The sequence below is a fragment of the Streptomyces sp. WMMC1477 genome (assembly GCF_027460245.1).
In the GTDB taxonomy this organism is placed as follows: Bacteria; Actinomycetota; Actinomycetes; order Streptomycetales; family Streptomycetaceae; genus Streptomyces.
The window spans coordinates 5,330,689-5,348,497 of the sequence record NZ_JAPZBD010000003.1 but is presented as its reverse complement, the minus strand read 5'-3'; the positions used below and the strand labels follow the sequence as shown (position 1 = coordinate 5,348,497).

Annotated in this window: 17 protein-coding genes; 12 read left to right on the top strand and 5 right to left on the bottom strand. The window is 73.5% G+C overall.

What is annotated here, in order from left to right:
* Nucleotides 1-2 precede the first annotated feature (2 nt).
* The 6 genes from O7609_RS23390 to O7609_RS23365 all read left to right on the top strand — a co-directional run bounded on the left by O7609_RS23390 (nucleotide 3) and on the right by O7609_RS23365 (nucleotide 4,404).
* Nucleotides 3-1,157, top strand: coding sequence for an NAD(P)-binding domain-containing protein (locus O7609_RS23390; protein ID WP_269744196.1), 1,155 nt, complete (start codon nucleotides 3-5; stop codon nucleotides 1,155-1,157).
* Between the two features lie 288 nt (nucleotides 1,158-1,445).
* The gene (locus tag O7609_RS23385) at nucleotides 1,446-2,234 is read left to right on the top strand and encodes a maleylpyruvate isomerase family mycothiol-dependent enzyme (RefSeq protein ID WP_269735018.1); all 789 of its coding nucleotides are present in this window, start codon (nucleotides 1,446-1,448) and stop codon (nucleotides 2,232-2,234) included.
* Nucleotides 2,235-2,313: 79 nt separating this feature from the next.
* Nucleotides 2,314-3,036 (top strand): MBL fold metallo-hydrolase, encoded by a 723-nt coding sequence (locus tag O7609_RS23380; protein ID WP_269744195.1) that lies wholly within the window; start codon nucleotides 2,314-2,316, stop codon nucleotides 3,034-3,036.
* A gap of 90 nt (nucleotides 3,037-3,126) precedes the next feature.
* A complete protein-coding gene (locus O7609_RS23375) occupies nucleotides 3,127-3,417 on the top strand; it encodes a YiaA/YiaB family inner membrane protein (RefSeq protein WP_269735020.1) in 291 nt (96 codons plus the stop codon).
* Between the two features lie 146 nt (nucleotides 3,418-3,563).
* Nucleotides 3,564-3,956: a VOC family protein gene (locus O7609_RS23370; RefSeq protein WP_269735021.1), complete on the top strand. Its 393-nt coding sequence runs from the start codon at nucleotides 3,564-3,566 to the stop codon at nucleotides 3,954-3,956.
* 49 nt (nucleotides 3,957-4,005) lie between these two features.
* Entirely contained in the window at nucleotides 4,006-4,404 is a 399-nt protein-coding gene (locus O7609_RS23365; RefSeq protein ID WP_269735022.1) for an NUDIX hydrolase, read from the top strand.
* A 36-nt stretch (nucleotides 4,405-4,440) separates the two neighbouring features.
* Here O7609_RS23365 and O7609_RS23360 read toward each other — a convergent pair whose 3' ends face one another.
* Complete coding sequence (locus tag O7609_RS23360) at nucleotides 4,441-6,252, bottom strand: ABC transporter ATP-binding protein (RefSeq protein ID WP_269735023.1); 1,812 nt, start codon at nucleotides 6,250-6,252, stop codon at nucleotides 4,441-4,443.
* 115 nt (nucleotides 6,253-6,367) lie between these two features.
* On the opposite strand from O7609_RS23360, the gene O7609_RS23355 reads away from it, so the two are divergent.
* A complete protein-coding gene (locus tag O7609_RS23355) occupies nucleotides 6,368-6,826 on the top strand; it encodes a MarR family winged helix-turn-helix transcriptional regulator (RefSeq protein ID WP_269735024.1) in 459 nt (152 codons plus the stop codon).
* A gap of 99 nt (nucleotides 6,827-6,925) precedes the next feature.
* Here the strand turns inward: O7609_RS23355 and O7609_RS23350 are convergent, their stop codons facing one another.
* Nucleotides 6,926-7,717 (bottom strand): metal-dependent hydrolase, encoded by a 792-nt coding sequence (locus O7609_RS23350; RefSeq protein WP_269735025.1) that lies wholly within the window; start codon nucleotides 7,715-7,717, stop codon nucleotides 6,926-6,928.
* A gap of 148 nt (nucleotides 7,718-7,865) precedes the next feature.
* Here O7609_RS23350 and O7609_RS23345 point away from each other — a divergent pair, with 148 nt between their 5' ends.
* Nucleotides 7,866-10,379, top strand: coding sequence for a DEAD/DEAH box helicase (locus O7609_RS23345; protein ID WP_269744194.1), 2,514 nt, complete (start codon nucleotides 7,866-7,868; stop codon nucleotides 10,377-10,379).
* A gap of 30 nt (nucleotides 10,380-10,409) precedes the next feature.
* Nucleotides 10,410-11,291 (top strand): acyl-CoA thioesterase, encoded by an 882-nt coding sequence (locus tag O7609_RS23340; protein WP_269735027.1) that lies wholly within the window; start codon nucleotides 10,410-10,412, stop codon nucleotides 11,289-11,291.
* On the opposite strand, the gene O7609_RS23335 is transcribed toward O7609_RS23340, so the two are convergent.
* The gene (locus O7609_RS23335) at nucleotides 11,178-12,071 is read right to left on the bottom strand and encodes a DUF6397 family protein (RefSeq protein WP_269735028.1); all 894 of its coding nucleotides are present in this window, start codon (nucleotides 12,069-12,071) and stop codon (nucleotides 11,178-11,180) included. The genes O7609_RS23340 and O7609_RS23335 overlap by 114 nt on opposite strands.
* Before the next feature lie 267 nt (nucleotides 12,072-12,338).
* Entirely contained in the window at nucleotides 12,339-12,731 is a 393-nt protein-coding gene (locus tag O7609_RS23330; RefSeq protein WP_269735029.1) for a roadblock/LC7 domain-containing protein, read from the bottom strand.
* A 90-nt stretch (nucleotides 12,732-12,821) separates the two neighbouring features.
* On the opposite strand from O7609_RS23330, the gene O7609_RS23325 reads away from it, so the two are divergent.
* Nucleotides 12,822-13,427: a class I SAM-dependent methyltransferase gene (locus O7609_RS23325; RefSeq protein ID WP_269744193.1), complete on the top strand. Its 606-nt coding sequence runs from the start codon at nucleotides 12,822-12,824 to the stop codon at nucleotides 13,425-13,427.
* 111 nt (nucleotides 13,428-13,538) lie between these two features.
* On the opposite strand, the gene O7609_RS23320 is transcribed toward O7609_RS23325, so the two are convergent.
* Nucleotides 13,539-13,721, bottom strand: coding sequence for a hypothetical protein (locus O7609_RS23320; protein WP_219089226.1), 183 nt, complete (start codon nucleotides 13,719-13,721; stop codon nucleotides 13,539-13,541).
* Between the two features lie 183 nt (nucleotides 13,722-13,904).
* Here O7609_RS23320 and O7609_RS23315 point away from each other — a divergent pair, with 183 nt between their 5' ends.
* Both O7609_RS23315 and O7609_RS23310 read left to right on the top strand, forming a co-directional pair.
* Nucleotides 13,905-16,820, top strand: a complete 2,916-nt coding sequence (locus tag O7609_RS23315; RefSeq protein WP_269744192.1) for a DEAD/DEAH box helicase — start codon at nucleotides 13,905-13,907, stop codon at nucleotides 16,818-16,820.
* Nucleotides 16,817-17,788 (top strand): SWIM zinc finger family protein, encoded by a 972-nt coding sequence (locus O7609_RS23310; RefSeq protein WP_269744191.1) that lies wholly within the window; start codon nucleotides 16,817-16,819, stop codon nucleotides 17,786-17,788. Before O7609_RS23315 ends, O7609_RS23310 begins: the two co-directional genes overlap by 4 nt.
* Nucleotides 17,789-17,809 lie beyond the last annotated feature (21 nt).

The following is a 17,809-nucleotide window of genomic DNA, read 5'->3' as shown; positions in this document are numbered from 1 at the left end:
GCATGGAGTACGTGGAGGTCGTCGTCGTCGGGGCGGGGCAGGCGGGGCTGTCGAGCGCTTACCACCTGCGCAGGCGGGGGTTCGCCCCGGGCGAGGAGTTCGTCGTCCTGGACCATGCGCCACGGGCCGGAGGCGCCTGGCAGTTCCGCTGGCCGACGCTTACCTACGGAGCGGTGCACGGGATGCACGCGCTTCCCGGTCTGGGGCTGGGCGAGGCCGATCCGGACCGTCCGTCGGCGGAGGTGATCGGGGACTACTTCGCGCGCTACGAGGAGGCCTTCGACCTGCCGGTGCGGCGGCCGGTCGACGTCCGCTCCGTGCACCCGGCGGACGACGGCGGGCTGCTGGTGCGGACGTCGGCGGGAGCGTGGCACACCCGCGCGCTGATCAACGCCACGGGAACGTGGGAGCGTCCGTTCTGGCCCCGGCTACCCGGACAGGAGCGATTCCGCGGGCGGCAGACGCACACGCGTGACTACCCGGGGCCGGAAGCCTTCGCGGGGCAGCGCGTCGTGGTCGTCGGCGGCGGTACGTCCGCGGTCCAGCATCTGCTGGAGATCGCCGGGACGGCCGCGGAGACGACGTGGGTGACGCGCCGTCCGCCGCTCTTCCGTGAGGGACCCTTCGACGCCGAGGCCGGCCGCCGTGCCGTCGCCCTGGTGGCCGACCGGGTGCGGCGGGGGCTGCCGCCGCGTTCGGTCGTCTCCGCGACCGGGCTGCCGCTGACCGACGCCCTGCGGCAGGCCCGGGAGCATGGCCTGTTGGAGCGCCTGCCGCTGTTCGACCGGATGACCCCGGACGGCGTCGCGTGGGACGACGGCCGTTTCCTGGCCGCCGACGCCGTGGTGTGGGCCACCGGCTTCCGTCCCGTGCTGGACCACCTGGCACCCCTGCGCCTGCGCGAACCCGGCGGCGGAGTGCGGCTGGAGGGTACCCGTGTCGTCGGCGACCCCCGGGTGCACCTGGTCGGCTACGGGCCGTCGGCGAGCACCATCGGCGCCAACCGCGCCGGGCGAACGGCCGTCGCGGACGTGTCCGCCCTCCTCGGCCGCGACCGGAAGGACGCAAGAGAGGTCGAACACCCTCACGGTTCTTCATCCGTGCGGATGAGGGTTCCCCAACTCGCTGTCGCCTGGCTGTGTGACACACGATGCTGACGGTGTGCAAGCGACGGGCTGCAGACCGCGACTGCACCCCCGCCCGGTGTCCCATGACGTGGCGGGGCAGTCCCACTGACCATGCAAGGAGAACGTACGACCATGGATCTGCTCACCAACCTGCTCGCCGGTGTCATCCACTTCGTGGGCTGGCTGATCTGACAGACCCCGACACCCGGCGCCGCCCTTCCCCGTCCCAGGGAAGGGCGGCGCCGCCGGGCGCGAGCCGCGTCCGCCGCATCGATAACCCGTTGGCCGGAGCGCTTCGGGCTGCATAGCCTCTCGCGCATGACGCTGACCTATGAACGCTGTTGCGACGAGGTCCTGGTCCAGGCCCGGGCCCTGACCGCGCTCCTCGGCTCCGCCGACCTCGGCCGTCGGGTACCCACCTGCCCCGACTGGACGTTGGAGGAGCTCGTCGAGCACGTCGGCCGGGCGCACCGCTGGGTGACCGAGATCGTGCGCACCCGCGCCACGGACGCGCTGAGGCCCGAGGACGTTCCTGACGCCCAGGCGCCGAAGGGCGACGCGGCGGCCCTCAGCACCTGGCTCGTAGCAGGCGCCGACCGCGCCGCCGCCGCACTGCGCGAGGCCGGGGCCGGCACGCGGGTGTGGACCTGGTGGACGGACCGGCGAACGGACTTCTGGGCACGGCGCATGGTCCACGAGACGGTGGTCCACCGGGCGGACGCCTGCCTGGCCGCCGGCGTGCCGTTCACCGTCACGCCGGAGGTCGCCGTCGACACGATCGACGAGTGGCTCGACCTCGTGAGCAGCCCGGCGGTGCAGGAGGAGGACGAGGAGCTGCGGGCCCTGCGCTCCCGGGCCGGGTCAAGCCTCCATCTGCACGCCACCGACACGCCTGCCGGCCTCGGGGCCGAGTGGCTCATCGAACTGAGCGGCGAGGGCATCGCCTGGCGTCGCGACCACGCGAAGGCCACGGTGGCGCTGCGGGGTGAACTCACCGACGTGCTGCTCGCGTTCTACCGCCGGATGCCGGCCACGGACGAGCGCGTCGAGGTGCTCGGCGACGCGGAACTCCTGGACTTCTGGCTGGAGAGGGTGAGTTTCGCCTGACGCCCCGGGCGCCCGGCGACCCGCTCAGCCCCTGGCGTAAACCTTTGCCCTGACGGGGCGTCGGCCGGAGGCTTGCGCCATGGAGACCATCACACTGCTGCCGCGGCTGCACCTGCTGAGGTTCGAGGTGGGGCAGGCCTATCTGTGGGCCGAGGACGACGCACTGACGCTCATCGACAGCGGCCCTGTCGGCTCCGCCGACGCGATCGCCGGGGCGGTCAGGGGCCTCGGCCGGGACCCCGGGGACGTACGCCATCTGGTCCTCACCCACTTCCACGAGGACCACACCGGAGCCGCCGCGGAGATCGCGGGCTGGGGGGCCGTCACCGTCTGCGCACACCACCTGGAGGCACCCGTCATCCGCGCGGAGGTGGCCGGGGACCCGCCCGACATGGACGAGGCACCCCCGTGGGAGCGGGACCTGTGGGCGAGCCTGCCTCCACTCACCCCCGCACCGCCCACACCCGTGCACTGGGAGGTCGACGACGGGGACACCCTCCCCTTCGGTGGCGGCGCCCGCATCGTGCACGGCCCCGGGCACACCCGGGGCAGCATCGGCATCCACCTGCCCGCGCACGGCGTGCTGTTCACCGGTGACACCGTGGCCGGCACGGGGGACGGCGGCGCCATGCCCGGCGTCTTCAACCAGGACCGCGCGCGCACGCTGGAGTCCATGCGCGGGTTCGGCCGGCTCGCTCCGGAGATCGCGTGCTTCGGCCATGGCAACCCCGTGCTCCGCGGCGCCGGCAAGGCGATCACGGCGGCGGTGGAGCGTGAGGTGAGGCCCGTCCCGGAGGACTGAGCCGCCCCGCGCCCCGGACCCGCAGTCTGTCGCGCTGTTCTGAGTACCCGTACTCATGTCCGCGCGGACGTGCCGCGGGATCCTGGACGCATGACGACGCCTGTCCAGCGACCGACCACCGCAGCGTTCTACGTCCAGTCCATCGTCGCCTTCGGGCTCGCCCTGGCCGCCGTGGCGATCGGTGTCGCCTACCTGCCGCTCGGGCCCTGGGAGCGGGCCTTCCTCGCCCTCGGGCTGCTCTTCCTCGTCTCCTCGACCTTCACGCTGGCCAAGTGTGTGCGCGACCGGCAGGAGATGCAGTCGGTGACCAGCCGGGTCGACCAGGCCCGGATGGAGAAGCTGATCAGCGAGCACGACCCGTTCGAGGTCAAGAACTTCTGACCGCCGGGCCACCGCCGGCGGGCCCCCGGCCCGGCGGCGCTCCGCCGGCCGACGGGGAGCCGCGCCACCCGGACGCGCGACCGCCCGTGTCGTCGACCTGCCGCGGGCGACGGGCCCGGCCGCCCGTGTCGACGTAGCATCCGGACATGGCCGCACGCTTCAAGGATCTGGTCCTGGACGCCAACGACCACCAGGCGCTGGCCGACTGGTGGTGCGCCGCGCTCGGGTACACCAGGCGTCTGCCTCCTCCGGGAGAAGCGGACCCGCCGCCGGAGTGGCCCGTCCCGATCCACGACCCGCACGGCAACGGGCCCCTCATCTGGGTCAGTCCCGTCCCGGAGTCCAAGGCCGTGAAGAACCGCATGCACCTGGACGTGTGGGGGAACGCCGACGAACTCCTCGCCCTGGGGGCCACCCTGCTGCGGGCCCGGGAGGGCGAGCGGGACTGGGACGTCCTGGCCGACCCGGAGGGCAACGAGTTCTGCGTCTTCGCCCCCACCCTCCACGGCATCCCCGCCTCCCGTCTGACCCGGCGCTGACCACGGCCCACCGGTAGCCTGAGCCGCCGAGACGGGGAGGGGACGGCCTGTGACGACGGTGATCGACACGGTGGCCTGGATCGAACTGCGCGCGGGGCGCATCCTGGGCGCCCGCACGCGGGGCAACCGGTGGTTCTACATTCCCGGGGGCAAGCGCCACGCCGGGGAGAGCGACGTGGAGACGCTGGTACGGGAGGCCGAGGAGGAGCTGACAGTCACGCTGCTCCCCGCCACCGCACGGCACGTGGGGACTTACGAGGCCGCGGCGGACGAGGGCAGCGCCGTCCGGGTGACGATGGCCTGCTACACGGCGGACCACCGTGGCAAGCCCCGGGCCTCGGGCGAGATCGAGGAGGTGGCCTGGCTCTCCTACGCCGACCGGCTCCGCACACCGCCGGTCGACCGGCTCGTCTTCGACGACCTGCGCGCCGCCGGGCTGCTGGACTGAGCCGCGCCCGCCGCCCGCACCCCGGCGCCCGCCACCTCAGCCGACGACGTCCGCGGACGGCGGGGCCCCGTGGGTGTCCCGGCGCACCAGCGCCGCGTAGCGGCCGTCACGGGCCATGAGCTCCTCGTGCGTGCCGCGCTCGGCGATGCGGCCACCGTCCAGGACGACGATCTGGTCGGCTGCGCGGACGGTCGACAGGCGGTGCGCGATGGTGATCGTCGTCCGGTCGGCGGACAGCTCGTCCAGCGCGGACTGGACCGCCCGCTCGGTGCGGGCGTCGAGCGCGGACGTGGCCTCGTCGAGGATGAGGACCGGGGGATTGCGCAGGATGGTGCGGGCGATGGCCAGCCGCTGCTTCTCACCGCCGGAGAAGCGGTAGCCGCGCTCGCCGACCAGCGTGTCGTACCCCTCCGGCAGGGCGGCGATGTGATCGTGGATCTGCGCCGCCCGGGCCGCCGCGCGCAGTTCCTCGTCCGACGCCTCGGGCTTGGCGAAGCGCAGGTTCTCGGCGACGGAGGCATGGAAGAGGTATGTCTCCTGGGACACCACGCCCACCGTCCGGGCCAGCGAGTCGAATTCCAGGTCGCGCACGTCGACGCCGTCCAGGGTGACTCGGCCGCCGGTGACGTCGTAGAGCCGGGCCACCAGATAGCCCAGCGTCGTCTTGCCCGAGCCCGTGGACCCGACCAGGGCCAGACTGCCGCCCTGCGGAACGGTGAGGTCGATCCCGTCGAGCGTGGGCGCCGAGTCGGCGTACCCGAAGGTGACCTTCTCGAAGCGGACCTCGCCCCGAGGGGCGGTGAGCCGGACCGGGTCGCGCCGCTCGGTAAGCTCCAGCGGCAGGTCGAGGTACTCGAAGATGCGCTGGAAGAGGGCGAGCGACGCCTGGATGTCGACGCCGGTGTTCAGCAGCGAGACCGCCGGCCGCAGCAGCCCCTGCTGCAGGGTGACGAAGGCGACGAGCGTGCCGATGGAGAGCTCGGGGCCGCCGAACCGGAGCATCACTCCGGCCGACCAGTACAGCAGGGCCGGGATCGCGGCCATGATGATGCCGATCGTGGCCATGCGCCAGCGTCCGGCCATGCTGGAGCGGATCTCCAGACCGGCGAGGCGCTCCGACTCCGTGGCGAAGCCGTCGACGAGGGAGTCGGCCCGGCCCATGGTGCGGCCGAGGAGGATTCCGCTCACGGAGAGGGACTCCGTGACCATCGCGGCCATGGCGGCCATCTGCTGCTGTCGCGCGGTGGTGATCCGCTTGCGCTCCCGGCCGACGCGGCGGCTGATCCACACGAAGAGAGGGAGCAGGGCCAGCGAGACGAGGGTGAGCCGCCAGTCCAGCGCCAGCATGGCCGCGATGGTGGCCACGACGGCGGTGAGGTTGGAGACGAGCGAGGTCGCGGTCGAGGTGACGGTGGCCTGCATGCCCCCGATGTCGTTGGCGATCCTCGACTGCACCTCACCGGTGCGGGTGGTGGTGAAGAAGGCCAGCGGCATCTGCTGGAGCCTGCCGTAGACCCCGGTGCGCAGATCGTGCATGACGCGCTGCCCGACCGTGGTGGAGATCAACGTCTGCAGCACACCGAACACGCTGGTGAGCACGGCGGTGGCGATCATCCCGAGGGCGAGCAGGGAGAGCAGGCCGGTGCGTCCCTCGGGAATGGCCACGTCAAGGATCTCGCGGAGGAGGAACGGCGAGGCGACGGTGACCAGCGAGGCCGCGCAGACGAGCAGCCCGACGAGGGCCAGTCTGCCGCGGTAGGGCCGGAACAACCGCACGATGCGACGGAGCTGGACGGGCTGAGCTGGGTCCTTGGGTGGTGGTGTCCACCCGGGGGCGTCGTGGTGCATGAGCTCCTGACGGTCGGCTGAGGGGGAAGGACGCGGGTCGCAGGCCGTACTCGGCCGACCCTAACAGAACAGTTACCAAGGCTCACAGTGAACGAGGTCCTGCTAGCCTGGCGCCATGGCCCGTCCCGACTCCTCCACCGCCGCCGACAGCCCGCTGGCCGACCAGCTCATCCGCTTCACCCGGCGGTTGCACCGGGCGCAGCGGCGGCGCTTGGACCCGCTGGGCGTCACCCCGGCCCAGGCACGGCTGCTGGGCGTCGTCGCCCACTGCCCGGCGCCGCCGCGGATGGCCGATCTCGCACAGCGGCTCGACGTCGTGCCGCGGGCCGTCACCACACTGGTGGACGGGCTGGAGAGGCAACAGGCGGTACGGCGCGTCGCCGACCCGGCCAACCGCCGCGTCACCCGTATCGAGCTGACGGCACCAGGGCGGGCCCTGCTGGACACCCTGCGCCAAGCCCGCAGGGAGGCGGCGGAGGAGCTGCTGGCACCGCTCGGCCTGGAACAGCGGGAGCAGCTGAGCGCCCTCCTCGGAGCGCTGGACCCCGGCGCGGAGCCGCCCGGCCACGCGTGAGGCCGCCGCACCGGACTCCCACGCGGCCTCCGCCCCCTCACGGGAACGCCGGCGGGGAACGGGAAGACCTCGGACACCGTCCGCCGCGGGCGGCGGCCCTCAGCCGAACAGCCCCAGGGCGTAGACCGCGCCGCCGGCACCGACGACTCCGAACGCGGGCATCAACACCTTGTTCTCCACCCAGTGACCGGCCCGGAAGCGCATGAACCGCGGCGTGCCGACGGGGTACCAGCGCTTGCCCTCTATCGGCAGCGGCCACAGCACCGGGCACCCGGAGATGGTGAGCGCGTCGCCGATGGTGTGCACGACGGCGCCCAGCACGATCGGGAGCCCCAGCCACAGATAGTCCGGCCCGCCGACGAAGAGCCAGTCCGAGCCGTTGCCCGGCCGGTCCAGCACACCCGCGAGTATCCAGGCGGTCGCCGCGCCCAGCAGCCACACGAGCACGTCGCTGGAGACCCGGGCCGCACGCCACAGGAGCCCCTCCACGGCCAGGACCATGTGCACGAAGAGGATGCCGAGCACTGCCCAGCGTCCACCGAAGGCGGCGGCCGCGGAGAATCCGGCGCCGAGGGCCACGGCCCACACCCAGGTGTGGGTCAGGGTGCGGTGCCCGCCGGAGCGCCGCCGCTCGCCCCGCCCCCGTGTCGCGTTGAACACGACAGTCGACAGCTGGTCGATGAGGATCGCCAGCCAACGGGAGATGGGGCCGAAGGCACGGGAGATGGTGGCCGACTTCTGGTCCAGGTCGGGGGCCAGGGCCGCGCCGGCGCAGATCAGCGCACCGGCGACGAGCACCGGCCAGGGCATCGGGCGGCCGAACGCGTGAGCGACGGCGCCCGCGCCGAGCCAGGCCGTTGCCCCCGACAGTGAGTGCGCCGGTCCCATCATGTCTGTCCCACCCCATCGCTGTTGCGTGCTCCGCCCCGGCGGGCAGGCAGACAACCGGCCACCCGCGGTCCGGGACAGCGTAGTGCCCGGTGATCTTGCGGCCCCCGCCGGTTCCCCCGCCGTGGGTGGGGGCAGGCAGTATGGGGGTGTGACCCTCATCGATCAGCTCCCCACCGACCCCGACCCCGACGCCCTCTTCGAGGCCTTCTCCTCGTGGACGGAGGAACGGGGCATCTCCCTCTACCCCGCCCAGGAGGAGGCACTGATCGAAGTCGTCTCGGGGTCGAACGTCATCCTGTCGACACCGACCGGTTCGGGGAAGTCGCTCGTGGCGGCCGGTGCGCACTTCGCAGCGCTGGCGCGGGACGAGGTCACCTTCTACACCGCCCCGATCAAGGCCCTCGTCTCGGAGAAGTTCTTCGACCTGTGCAAGCTGTTCGGCACCGAGAACGTCGGCATGCTGACGGGTGACGCCTCGGTCAACGCCGACGCTCCGGTCATCTGCTGCACGGCGGAGGTGCTGGCCTCGATCGCGCTGCGCGACGGCAAGGACGCCGACATCGGGCAGGTGGTGATGGACGAGTTCCACTTCTACGCCGAGCCGGACCGCGGCTGGGCGTGGCAGATCCCCCTGCTGGAGCTGCCGCAGGCACAGTTCGTCCTGATGTCGGCGACGCTGGGCGACGTCTGCCGGTTCGAGGAGGACCTGGAGCGCCGCACCGGGCGGTCCACCGCAGTGGTCCGTTCGGCCACCCGGCCGGTGCCGCTCAGCTACGAGTACCGCACGACGGGGCTCACCGAGACGCTCACCGAGCTCCTGGAGACCCGCCAGGCGCCGGTGTACATCGTGCACTTCACGCAGGCGCAGGCGGTGGAGCGGGCCCAGGCCCTGATGAGCATCAACATGTGCACCAGGGCGGAGAAGGACGAGATCGCCGCCCTCATCGGCAACTTCCGCTTCACCACCAAGTTCGGCCGCAATCTCTCCCGGTACGTGCGGCACGGGATCGGCGTCCACCACGCCGGAATGCTGCCGAAGTACCGCAGACTGGTGGAGCGGCTCGCCCAGGCCGGGCTGCTGAAGGTCATCTGCGGAACCGACACGCTCGGGGTCGGCGTCAACGTCCCCATTCGCACGGTGCTGTTCACCGCGCTCACGAAGTACGACGGCAGCCGGGTACGCACGCTGCGGGCCCGGGAGTTCCACCAGATCGCGGGCCGGGCCGGGCGGGCCGGATTCGACACCTCGGGGTTCGTGGTGGCGCAGGCGCCCGAGCACGTCATCGAGAACGAGAAGGCGCTCGCCAAGGCCGGGGACGATCCGAAGAAGCGGCGCAAGGTGGTCCGCAAGAAGCCCCCCGAGGGGTTCGTGAGCTGGAACCAGAACACGTTCGAGAAGCTCATCGCCTCCGAGCCGGAGCCGCTCACCTCCCGGTTCCGGGTGACGCACGCGATGCTGCTCTCCCTCATCGCGCGCCCCGGCGACGCGTTCACGGCGATGCGGCGGCTGCTGGAGGACAACCACGAGGACCGCAGGGCCCAGCTCCGACACATCAGGCGGGCCATCGCGATCTACCGCTCGCTCCTGGACGCCGGGGTCGTCGAGCGGCTTCCCGAGCCCGACGCGCAGGGCCGCTCCATCCGGCTGACCGTGGACCTCCAGGAGAACTTCGCGCTCAACCAGCCTCTCTCCACGTTCGCGCTGGCCGCGCTCGACCTGCTGGAGCCGGAGTCTCCCTCGTACGCGCTGGACGTCGTCTCCGTCGTCGAGTCCACGCTGGACGACCCCCGCCAGATCCTGGCCGCCCAGCAGAACAAGGCCAAGGGCGAGGCCGTCGCCGCGATGAAGGCGGAGGGGGTGGAGTACGAGGAGCGGATGGAACGGCTGATGGACATCAGCTACCCGCGCCCGCTGGAGGAACTGCTCCTGCACGCCTACGGGCTCTACCGGTCCTCGCACCCGTGGGTGGGCGACCATCCACTCGCGCCGAAGTCGGTCGTGCGCGACATGTACGAACGCGCCATGTCCTTCAGCGAGTTCGTCTCCTTCTACGAGCTCGCTCGCACCGAGGGCATCGTGCTGCGCTACCTGGCCGGCGCCTACCGCGCGCTCCAGCACACCGTCCCCGACGACCTGAAGTCGGAGGACTTCCAGGACATCGTGGAATGGCTCGGCGAGCTGGTGCGGCAGGTGGACTCCAGCCTGCTGGACGAGTGGGAGCAGCTGGCGAACCCGGCCGAGGAGACTGCGGAGGAGGCGCGGGACCGGGCCGACCACGTGCGCCCGGTCACCGCGAACGCCCGGGCCTTCAGGGTGCTGGTGCGCAACGCCCTCTTCCGGCGGGTGGAACTGGCTTCCCTCGACGACGTGGAGGAGCTGGGCCGGCTGGACGGCGAGGCGGGCTGGGACGCGGACGCGTGGGCCGCGGCGCTGGACGACTACTTCGAGGAGTACGAGGAGCTGGGGAGCGGCCCGGACGCGCGTGGGCCGCACCTGCTGAGCATCGAGGAGGTGCCCGAGGACGGACTGTGGCGTGTCCGCCAGACATTCGCCGACCCCAAGGGCGACCATGACTGGGGCATCTCCGCGGAGGTGGACCTGACGGCCTCCGACACGGAAGGACGTGCGGTGATCAAGGTCACCGGAGTCGGCCCGCTGTGAGGGCCGCCCGGTGACGAGGCGAGGAGGCCCATGAGGGAGGATCCGCCCGGCAGCCCCGCCGAGCGCCTGGTCGATCTGCTCGACCTGGAGCGCCTCGAGGATGACATCTACCGCGGTGACAGCCCCGAGGAGCACCTCCAGCGCGTCTTCGGCGGCCAGGTAGCCGGGCAGGCACTCGTGGCCGCCGGCCGGACGACGGACGGCCGGCGGCCGGTGCACTCGCTGCACGCCTACTTCCTGCGCCCCGGCGTGCCCGGAGTACCGATCGTCTACCAGGTCGAGCGGGTGCGGGACGGACGCTCCTTCACCACTCGGCGGGTGGTGGCGGTGCAGCAGGGCAGGACGATCTTCCATCTGACGGCTTCCTTTCACGCGCCCGAGGAGGGCATCGAGCACCAGCTCCCGCTGCGGGACCTCCCGCGGCCGGAGGGGCTGCCGAGACTGGCCGACGAGATCAGGGAGCATCTGGGCACCCTGCCCGAGGCCCTGGAGCGGATGGCCCGTCGGCAGCCTTTCGACATCCGCTACGTGGACCGGCTGCGCTGGAGCGAGGACGAGGTGCGCGGCGCGGAGCCGCGCAGTGCCGTGTGGATGCGGGCCGTCGGGCCGTTGGGCGACGACCCGCTGGTCCACACGTGTGCGCTCACCTACGCCAGCGACATGATGCTGCTGGACGCGGTGCGGGTACCCGTCGAACCGCTGTGGGGCCCACGGGGTTTCGACATGGCCTCGCTGGACCACGCGATGTGGTTCCACCGCCCGTTCCGCACCGACGAGTGGTTCCTCTACGACCAGGAGTCACCCATCGCGACCGGTGGGCGGGGGCTGGCCCGCGGCCGGATCTACGACCGGGCCGGGCGGTTGCTGGTATCCGTCGTGCAGGAGGGGCTCTTCCGCCCGCGCGGCGGCTGAGGAAGCTACGGCCCGACCCTGCCTGCGGGCCTCGGTGAGAGCCAGCGTCAGGTTCAGCCGGTGCCCGTGGACCTCGTCCGGCGACTGCGCGGCGAGCACGGCCGCGGCGGCCGAGCTCAGCGCCGGTGAAGCGGGCCGAGCGGTCAGCAGTGCGGGACGCAAGGCGTCCAGCACGAGACGTTCCCGGCCCTCCGGCACCACCTCGTCCACGACCTCGACCGGCAGCACGGCGGTGAACACGGCCGCCGCCGACCACGGCCCGCCTGCCTGGCGGAGCAGCTGGGCGACCCGCCGGGCGCGCCAGAGCCGCGCCCGGCAGTCCGCCCCCTCGGCCAGCAGCTCGCGCACGGTCCGCGGCAGCGCCCCATGGAGCAGCCCGGGCCGCCCGGCGCCGAACTGCTCCAACTCGACGGCGAGGTACCGCCACACCAGGCGCCGATAGCGGTTGACCGTGAAGGCGGCCGGGCCGAAGCAGCCTGCTCGGGCGAGGCGAGTGAACCGCGCCGAGCTGATGCCCAGCTCGGCGGCCCCCTCGCTCGCGCCGACGAGCCGCAGCCTGGCACGCAGCGGTGCGGGAGAGCCCGGCTCCGCACGCAGCCTGGCCAGCTCGCTCACGGGAACCCGGCGCCGGCCCCCGGGCCGTACCGGTGGCGCGGTGGCGACCTCTCCCAGCTCCAGAGCGAGCGCGAACTCCCGTGGCGCGAGACCCAACGTGCGGCGGGCCCGCTCGCGCGCCACGCTGCCGCCGGAGACCGCGCGCAGCGGACGCCCGTCACCCACGCGCCCCTCGCGTGGAACACGTGGGACCACGACTCCGGAGTATCCGACACCGCGACACCCCGCCTCGCGCCGACGCTGGTCGAGCCATCCGACGCGCTCCAGACACACGGACATGGGTCCTCCCCGCAACTCGGGTCGATCACTGTGTGTCACGACCGTAGACCCTGGCGTCGCCCCCCGTTGTGCCCTGTGGACAACCTGGCGAAAGCCCTGCTCAGCCTGGGTCAGCCCGGACTCGGCCGACCACGCGGAGCACCGTGTGCCGACTCAGCGGCGGTCGCGCTCGGCCACCGCCAGGTGCTCCCCGACCCGTCGCACGAGCAACGTCATCTCGTAGGCCACATGACCGACGTCGGCCTGTGCGGTGGCGAGCACGCACAGGCAGCTTCCGTGCCCCGCGGCGGTCACGAAGAGGACGCCGTCGTCGAACTCGACCACCGTCTGCCGGGCCTGGCCCGCGGTGAAGTGCCGCCCCGCGCCCTTGGCCAGGCTGTGCAGGCCGGACGCCAGTGCCGCGAGGCGGTCCGCATCCCCCCGCGGGATCGCCCGGCTGGCCCCCGTCACCAGACCGTCCGTGGACAACACCAGCGCGTGCCGAACCGTCGGCATCCGCTGGGTGAGGTCTTCCAGCAGCCAGTCGAGCTGCGTGCTCAGCGCCATTCCCCTACCCCCTTCGTCCTGGCACCCCTACCCACCCCGGATGTGGGCCCAACACCGTATGCCCCCGGCGGAATGGGGGATCATGAAGGCATGACGCAGCACGATCGTTCTTCGGTTCAGGCGTTCTTCACCGAGCGTGCGGCGGCATGGGACGCGCGCTTCCCGGACGACGGACCCGCGTACGCGGGCGCGGTGGAGGCGATGGCGCTCCGCCCGGGCGACCGGGTGCTCGACGCCGGCTGCGGCACGGGCCGGGCGCTACCGCTGCTGCGGGACGCGGTCGGGGCGCGGGGCGTCGTGCTCGGCGCCGACCTCACCTGGGCGATGCTGCACGCAGCGGAGCGGGCGGGCCGCGGCCGGGGCGCCGCGCTGGTCATGGCCGACGCCGTGCGGCTGCCGTTGCGGAACGCGGCCGTGCGCGCCGTGTTCGCCGCCGGTCTGCTCACCCACCTCCCCGATCCCGGGGCGGGGATGTCCGAGCTGGCGCGGGTCACGGAGCCGGGGGGCCTGCTGGCGCTGTTCCATCCGCTCGGCCGCGCCGCTCTGGCAGCCCGCCACGGGAGGACGCTCAGCCCTGACGACCTGCGGGCGGAGCCTGCACTGCGCCCGTTGCTGGCGGGCGCGGGGTGGGACCTGACGTCCTACGTGGACGAGGAGCACCGCTTCCTCGCGCTCGCCGTCCGCGTCCGGCGCTGAACCGCACCCGCGCGCCCGCACGCTCCGTGCTGGCACGCTCCGCGCCCACCCGGTGCGCACTCGCCCGCGGCAGCGCCGAGCCTCCCCGGGCCGGGCCGGGGCCGGGCAGGGCTACCGGCCCAGCTCCCGGCGTGTGACGCGGCGCAGGCGGCGCCGCTGCGAGGGGTCGAGCGCCAGGTAGGCGACCGCGGGCACCCCGAACACGATCAGCACCACAGCCCACAGGGGGAGCCAGATCAACAGCAGCAGGCCGACCGCCACGCCGCCCACGGCGATCTTCGCTGGTGTGCTCATTCTCTTCGCCTCCTCAGCGCGGGCGGCCCGTACGGCCAGTCCGCCCGTCTACTAGAACGCCATCCGGCCTCCCGACGTTCCCTTCACCCTGATGCGACCGTGCCCATCCGGCTGCGCCTTCCGCTCATCGCGTGCTTGCTGTACCCTCAACCGCTCCCCTGGTAGTCAAATTTGAGGAATCATGTGAGCTCCGCCCACTCCGTCACCGCGCGGTCCCGGATCTCCACACTGAGCGGGTGCGCCGCCGTCGTCGAGCCCGCCGACCCGCCCAGACTCTCCACCGTCGCCTTCTGGCGTCCGGACGGGACGCCGCCGGACGGCACCGCGGCCGCGCCTCCGGGTGAGCCCGCGGAGCTGACCGTCGCACTGCCCGGTGAGGACGGTGCCGCCGGCCTGCGGACGGTCCCGGTGCTCCGGCTCTCCGTGGCCGAGGCCCTGCCCGTCCTCACCCGAGCCCGAGCCGCCGCCTCGGCGCCCGGCACCGAACCGTCCGCAGCCTTCTGGGGCGCCGCGGCGCTGCTGGCCCTGCAGCTGGCGGCCCGCGGACGGCTCCTGCCCGGCCTGACCGCGACCGACCACGACGCCTGGCGGCTGGGCCCGCTGGACCCGGCCGACGTCGACCGCCTGCGGGAGCTTGCCGAGGCCATGCCGCCGCACGCCCGCGCCGTCCCGCTGCCCGGCAGCGGGACGGCCCAGCTCCCGGACCCGGAGCCACTGCTGCGCACCTTCGTGAACGCGGTGGCGGACGGGCTCCCGCGTTCCCCCGCCGCCGCGCTGGCGGCCGGCGGCCGGGCGTTCGCCGCCCGCGAGCCGCAACGGCTGCCCGGCCGCCGGGCCTGGGCCGAGGAGATCGCCGCGGGACAGGACGCGGGAGTGCGGCTGTCGCTGCGCGTGGAGGTGCCGGGCCTCTGCGGGAACGCCGCACAAGACGCCCGGTTCCGCGCGGTGTTGCAGGTCCACAGCGTGGAGGGCCCCACCGCCGTCGCCGACGCGGCCGAGCTGTGGACGGACGCTCCCGCCGCGACCGGTTTCGGCCCACGGGCGCGTACCGACGCGCTGGTGACGCTGCGCAAGGCCGCTGCCGCATGGGAGCCGCTCCGCCCGCTCCTCAACGCGGCGGTGCCGGACTGCGTCGAGCTGGCAGACGAGGACGTCACCTCGCTGCTTTCCCCCGTCACCGGGCGGGCGCTGGCGGCCGCCGGCCTGGAGGTGCACTGGCCCCGGGAGCTCGTGCGGTCGCTCTCCGCCCGGGCGGTGATCGGCGCGCCGCCGGAGCGTGGAACCCCGGTCGGCGGCGTGTCGCCCCTCTCACCGGGGGCGCTGTTCGACTTCACCTGGCGTGTCGCCGTGGGCGGCCAGGAGCTCACGGCGGCCGAGCTGGACGCTCTGGCGGAGTCGCGGCGGCCCCTGGTGCGGCTGCGCGACCAGTGGGTGCTGCTGGACGTCGACGAGCTGCGGCGCGCCCGGGACCGCAAGGGGCGCACGATGACCGGCGGGGAGGCGCTGGGCAGCGTGCTGGCGGGCTCGGTGGAGGAGGCCGGGGAACGGGTGGAGGTGCGGGCCGAGGGCGCGCTGGAGGAGCTGCGCGCCCGGCTGGCCGAGCCGGAGGCCGGTGCTCCGGAGCACGGCCCCGTGCCGGAACCGGTGCCGCAGCCCGCCGCGCTCGCGGCCACGCTGCGCGACTACCAGCTCCGCGGCTTCAACTGGCTGCACCGCATGACCTCGCTCGGGCTCGGTGCCTGCCTGGCCGACGACATGGGCCTCGGCAAGACGGTGACGGTCATCGCCCTGCATCTGCACCGCCGGTCCGTGCCGGGCGCGGCGGGACCGACGCTGGTCGTCTGCCCGGCCTCGCTGCTCGGGAACTGGCAGCGGGAGATCGAGCGGTTCGCTCCGGGCAGTCCGGTGCGCCGCCACCACGGCAGTGGACGGGAGCTGGAGGCGTTGGCCGACGGGGAATTCGTGCTGACCACCTACGCCACCATGCGGCGGGACGCGAGTGAGCTGGCCGCGACCGCCTGGGGCCTCGTCGTCGCCGACGAGGCCCAGCACGTGAAGAACGCGTCCTCCGCGACGGCGCGGGCGCTGCGCACCCTGCCGTCGGCCGCGCGGGTGGCGCTGTCCGGCACGCCGGTGGAGAACAACCTCTCCGAGCTGTGGGCCCTTGTGGACTGGACGACCCCGGGCGTCCTCGGGACCCTCCCGTCCTTCCGCCGCCGGTTCGCCGACGCCGTCGAGGCGGGCCGTGACCCGGCGGCGGCCGAGGCCCTGGGCCGGCTGATCCGCCCCTTCCTGCTGCGCCGAAGGAAGACGGACCCCGGTATCGCACCCGAGCTGCCCCGCAAGACGGAGACGGACCGCCCGGTGTCGCTCAGCGCCGAGCAGGCGGGGCTGTACGAGGCGGTGGTCCGGGAGGGGCTGGCCGCCGTCTCGGGCAGCGAGGGCATGGCCCGGCGCGGGCTGGTGGTGAAGCTGCTGACCTCGTTGAAGCAGATCTGCAACCACCCCGCTCAGTACCTCAAGGAGGACCCGGAGTCGTCGGGCCGAGGCCGGCCGCGGCTCGCCGGGCGTTCGGGCAAGCTGGAGCTCTTCGACGAACTCCTCGACACCCTCCTCGCGGAGGACGCGGCGACACTCGTCTTCACGCAGTACGTGCGGCTCGCCCGCCTGCTGGAGGTTCATCTGACGGCCCGAGGCGTGCCGGTGATGCTGCTGCACGGCGGCACGCCGGTGGGTCGGCGCGAGGAGATGGTCCGCCGTTTCCAGGCCGGGGAGGTGCCGGTCTTCCTGCTGTCGCTCAAGGCAGCCGGCACGGGACTGAACCTGACCCGGGCCGAGCACGTCGTGCACTTCGACCGCTGGTGGAATCCGGCCGTCGAGGCGCAGGCCACCGACCGGGCCCACCGCATCGGGCAGACCCGCCCCGTCCAGGTGCACCGGCTCATCGCCGAGGGCACGATCGAGGACCGCATCGCCGAACTCCTCGCCCGGAAGCAGGCGCTGGCCGACTCCGTGCTGAGCGTCGGCGAGGCCGCTCTCACCGAGCTGAGTGACATCGAGCTGGCCGAGCTGATCGAACTGCGCGGGAGTGGCGCATGAGCACACCGGCCGAGGGATTCGAACGCGTGCTGAGTGCCCTGCCGCCGGCCCGGGGCCGGCGGTTCGCCGCCACCTGGTGGGGTGAGCGCTGGCTGGGGGCGCTCGAGGACGGGGCGCTGGAGCCGGAGCATCTCAGGGCGGGCCGGCGGCTGGCGCGGGCCGGAGCCGTCGGCGCGGTCTCGGCGCGCCCGGGGCGCATCACGGCCGTCGTCCAGGACCGGGACGGGACCGGTCACCGCTGCGACATCCAGCTCCCGGCGTTCGACGGGCACACCTGGGACCGGCTGGTGGACGTGGTCAGTGCCGAGGCCGGCCACGTCGCCGCGCTGCTGGACCGGGATCTGCCCACCGCGCTGGCCCAGGACGCCGAGGCGGCCGGCGTCGAACTGCTGCCGGGAATCGGCGAGCTGGAACCGACGTGTGAGTGCGGCGCCTGGGACCACTGCCCGCACTCCGCGGCGCTCGGCTACCACTGGGCGCGGCTGCTCGACGGGGAACCGTTCCTACTGCTCCTGCTGCGCGGGCGCGCGGAGCGGGAGCTGGTGGCGGGCCTCCAGCACCGCGCGGCCGTCCGCGCCGCCGCGGGCTCCACCGCCGAAGACGTGAGGGGGACCCCGGCCGCTCGGGTCTACGCCGCCGCCGTCCCACCGCTGCCGGGGACGCCGCCGGAGCCGCCGGCGGGCGAGGCGGGGCCGCCGATCCGTTGGGGCGGGGGTAGGTCACCGGGTGAGGACATCGACCCGCAGGCGCTGGAGTTCCTGGCCGTCCAGGCGGCGGGGCGGGCCCGGCTGGCCTTTGCGGAGGCCCTGGACCCGCGGCACGCCGACGTGCCGCCGCCCCCGGAGCCGACGCTGGGGCAAGACGCCCGACGCCTGGCCGCCGCCCGTCCCGGGGAGCGGATCCTGCGCCGGCTGGCCCCCGTGCTGCGCGACGCCGACGGCGCCTCGCCTGATCGGGCGTCAGCGTGAGGGGGCCTCAGCGTGAAGGTA

What these genes read in the sequence shown, in the direction of transcription:
- O7609_RS23390 (WP_269744196.1), top strand. Translation starts at nt 3, where the DNA reads ATGGAGTACGTGGAGGTCGTCGTCGTCGGGGCGGGGCAGGCGGGGCTG.
- O7609_RS23385 (WP_269735018.1), top strand. Translation starts at nt 1,446, where the DNA reads ATGACGCTGACCTATGAACGCTGTTGCGACGAGGTCCTGGTCCAGGCC.
- O7609_RS23380 (WP_269744195.1), top strand. Translation starts at nt 2,314, where the DNA reads ATGGAGACCATCACACTGCTGCCGCGGCTGCACCTGCTGAGGTTCGAG.
- O7609_RS23375 (WP_269735020.1), top strand. Translation starts at nt 3,127, where the DNA reads ATGACGACGCCTGTCCAGCGACCGACCACCGCAGCGTTCTACGTCCAG.
- O7609_RS23370 (WP_269735021.1), top strand. Translation starts at nt 3,564, where the DNA reads ATGGCCGCACGCTTCAAGGATCTGGTCCTGGACGCCAACGACCACCAG.
- O7609_RS23360 (WP_269735023.1), bottom strand. Translation starts at nt 6,252, where the DNA reads ATGCACCACGACGCCCCCGGGTGGACACCACCACCCAAGGACCCAGCT.
- O7609_RS23355 (WP_269735024.1), top strand. Translation starts at nt 6,368, where the DNA reads ATGGCCCGTCCCGACTCCTCCACCGCCGCCGACAGCCCGCTGGCCGAC.
- O7609_RS23350 (WP_269735025.1), bottom strand. Translation starts at nt 7,717, where the DNA reads ATGATGGGACCGGCGCACTCACTGTCGGGGGCAACGGCCTGGCTCGGC.
- O7609_RS23340 (WP_269735027.1), top strand. Translation starts at nt 10,410, where the DNA reads ATGAGGGAGGATCCGCCCGGCAGCCCCGCCGAGCGCCTGGTCGATCTG.
- O7609_RS23330 (WP_269735029.1), bottom strand. Translation starts at nt 12,731, where the DNA reads ATGGCGCTGAGCACGCAGCTCGACTGGCTGCTGGAAGACCTCACCCAG.
- O7609_RS23325 (WP_269744193.1), top strand. Translation starts at nt 12,822, where the DNA reads ATGACGCAGCACGATCGTTCTTCGGTTCAGGCGTTCTTCACCGAGCGT.
- O7609_RS23320 (WP_219089226.1), bottom strand. Translation starts at nt 13,721, where the DNA reads ATGAGCACACCAGCGAAGATCGCCGTGGGCGGCGTGGCGGTCGGCCTG.
- O7609_RS23310 (WP_269744191.1), top strand. Translation starts at nt 16,817, where the DNA reads ATGAGCACACCGGCCGAGGGATTCGAACGCGTGCTGAGTGCCCTGCCG.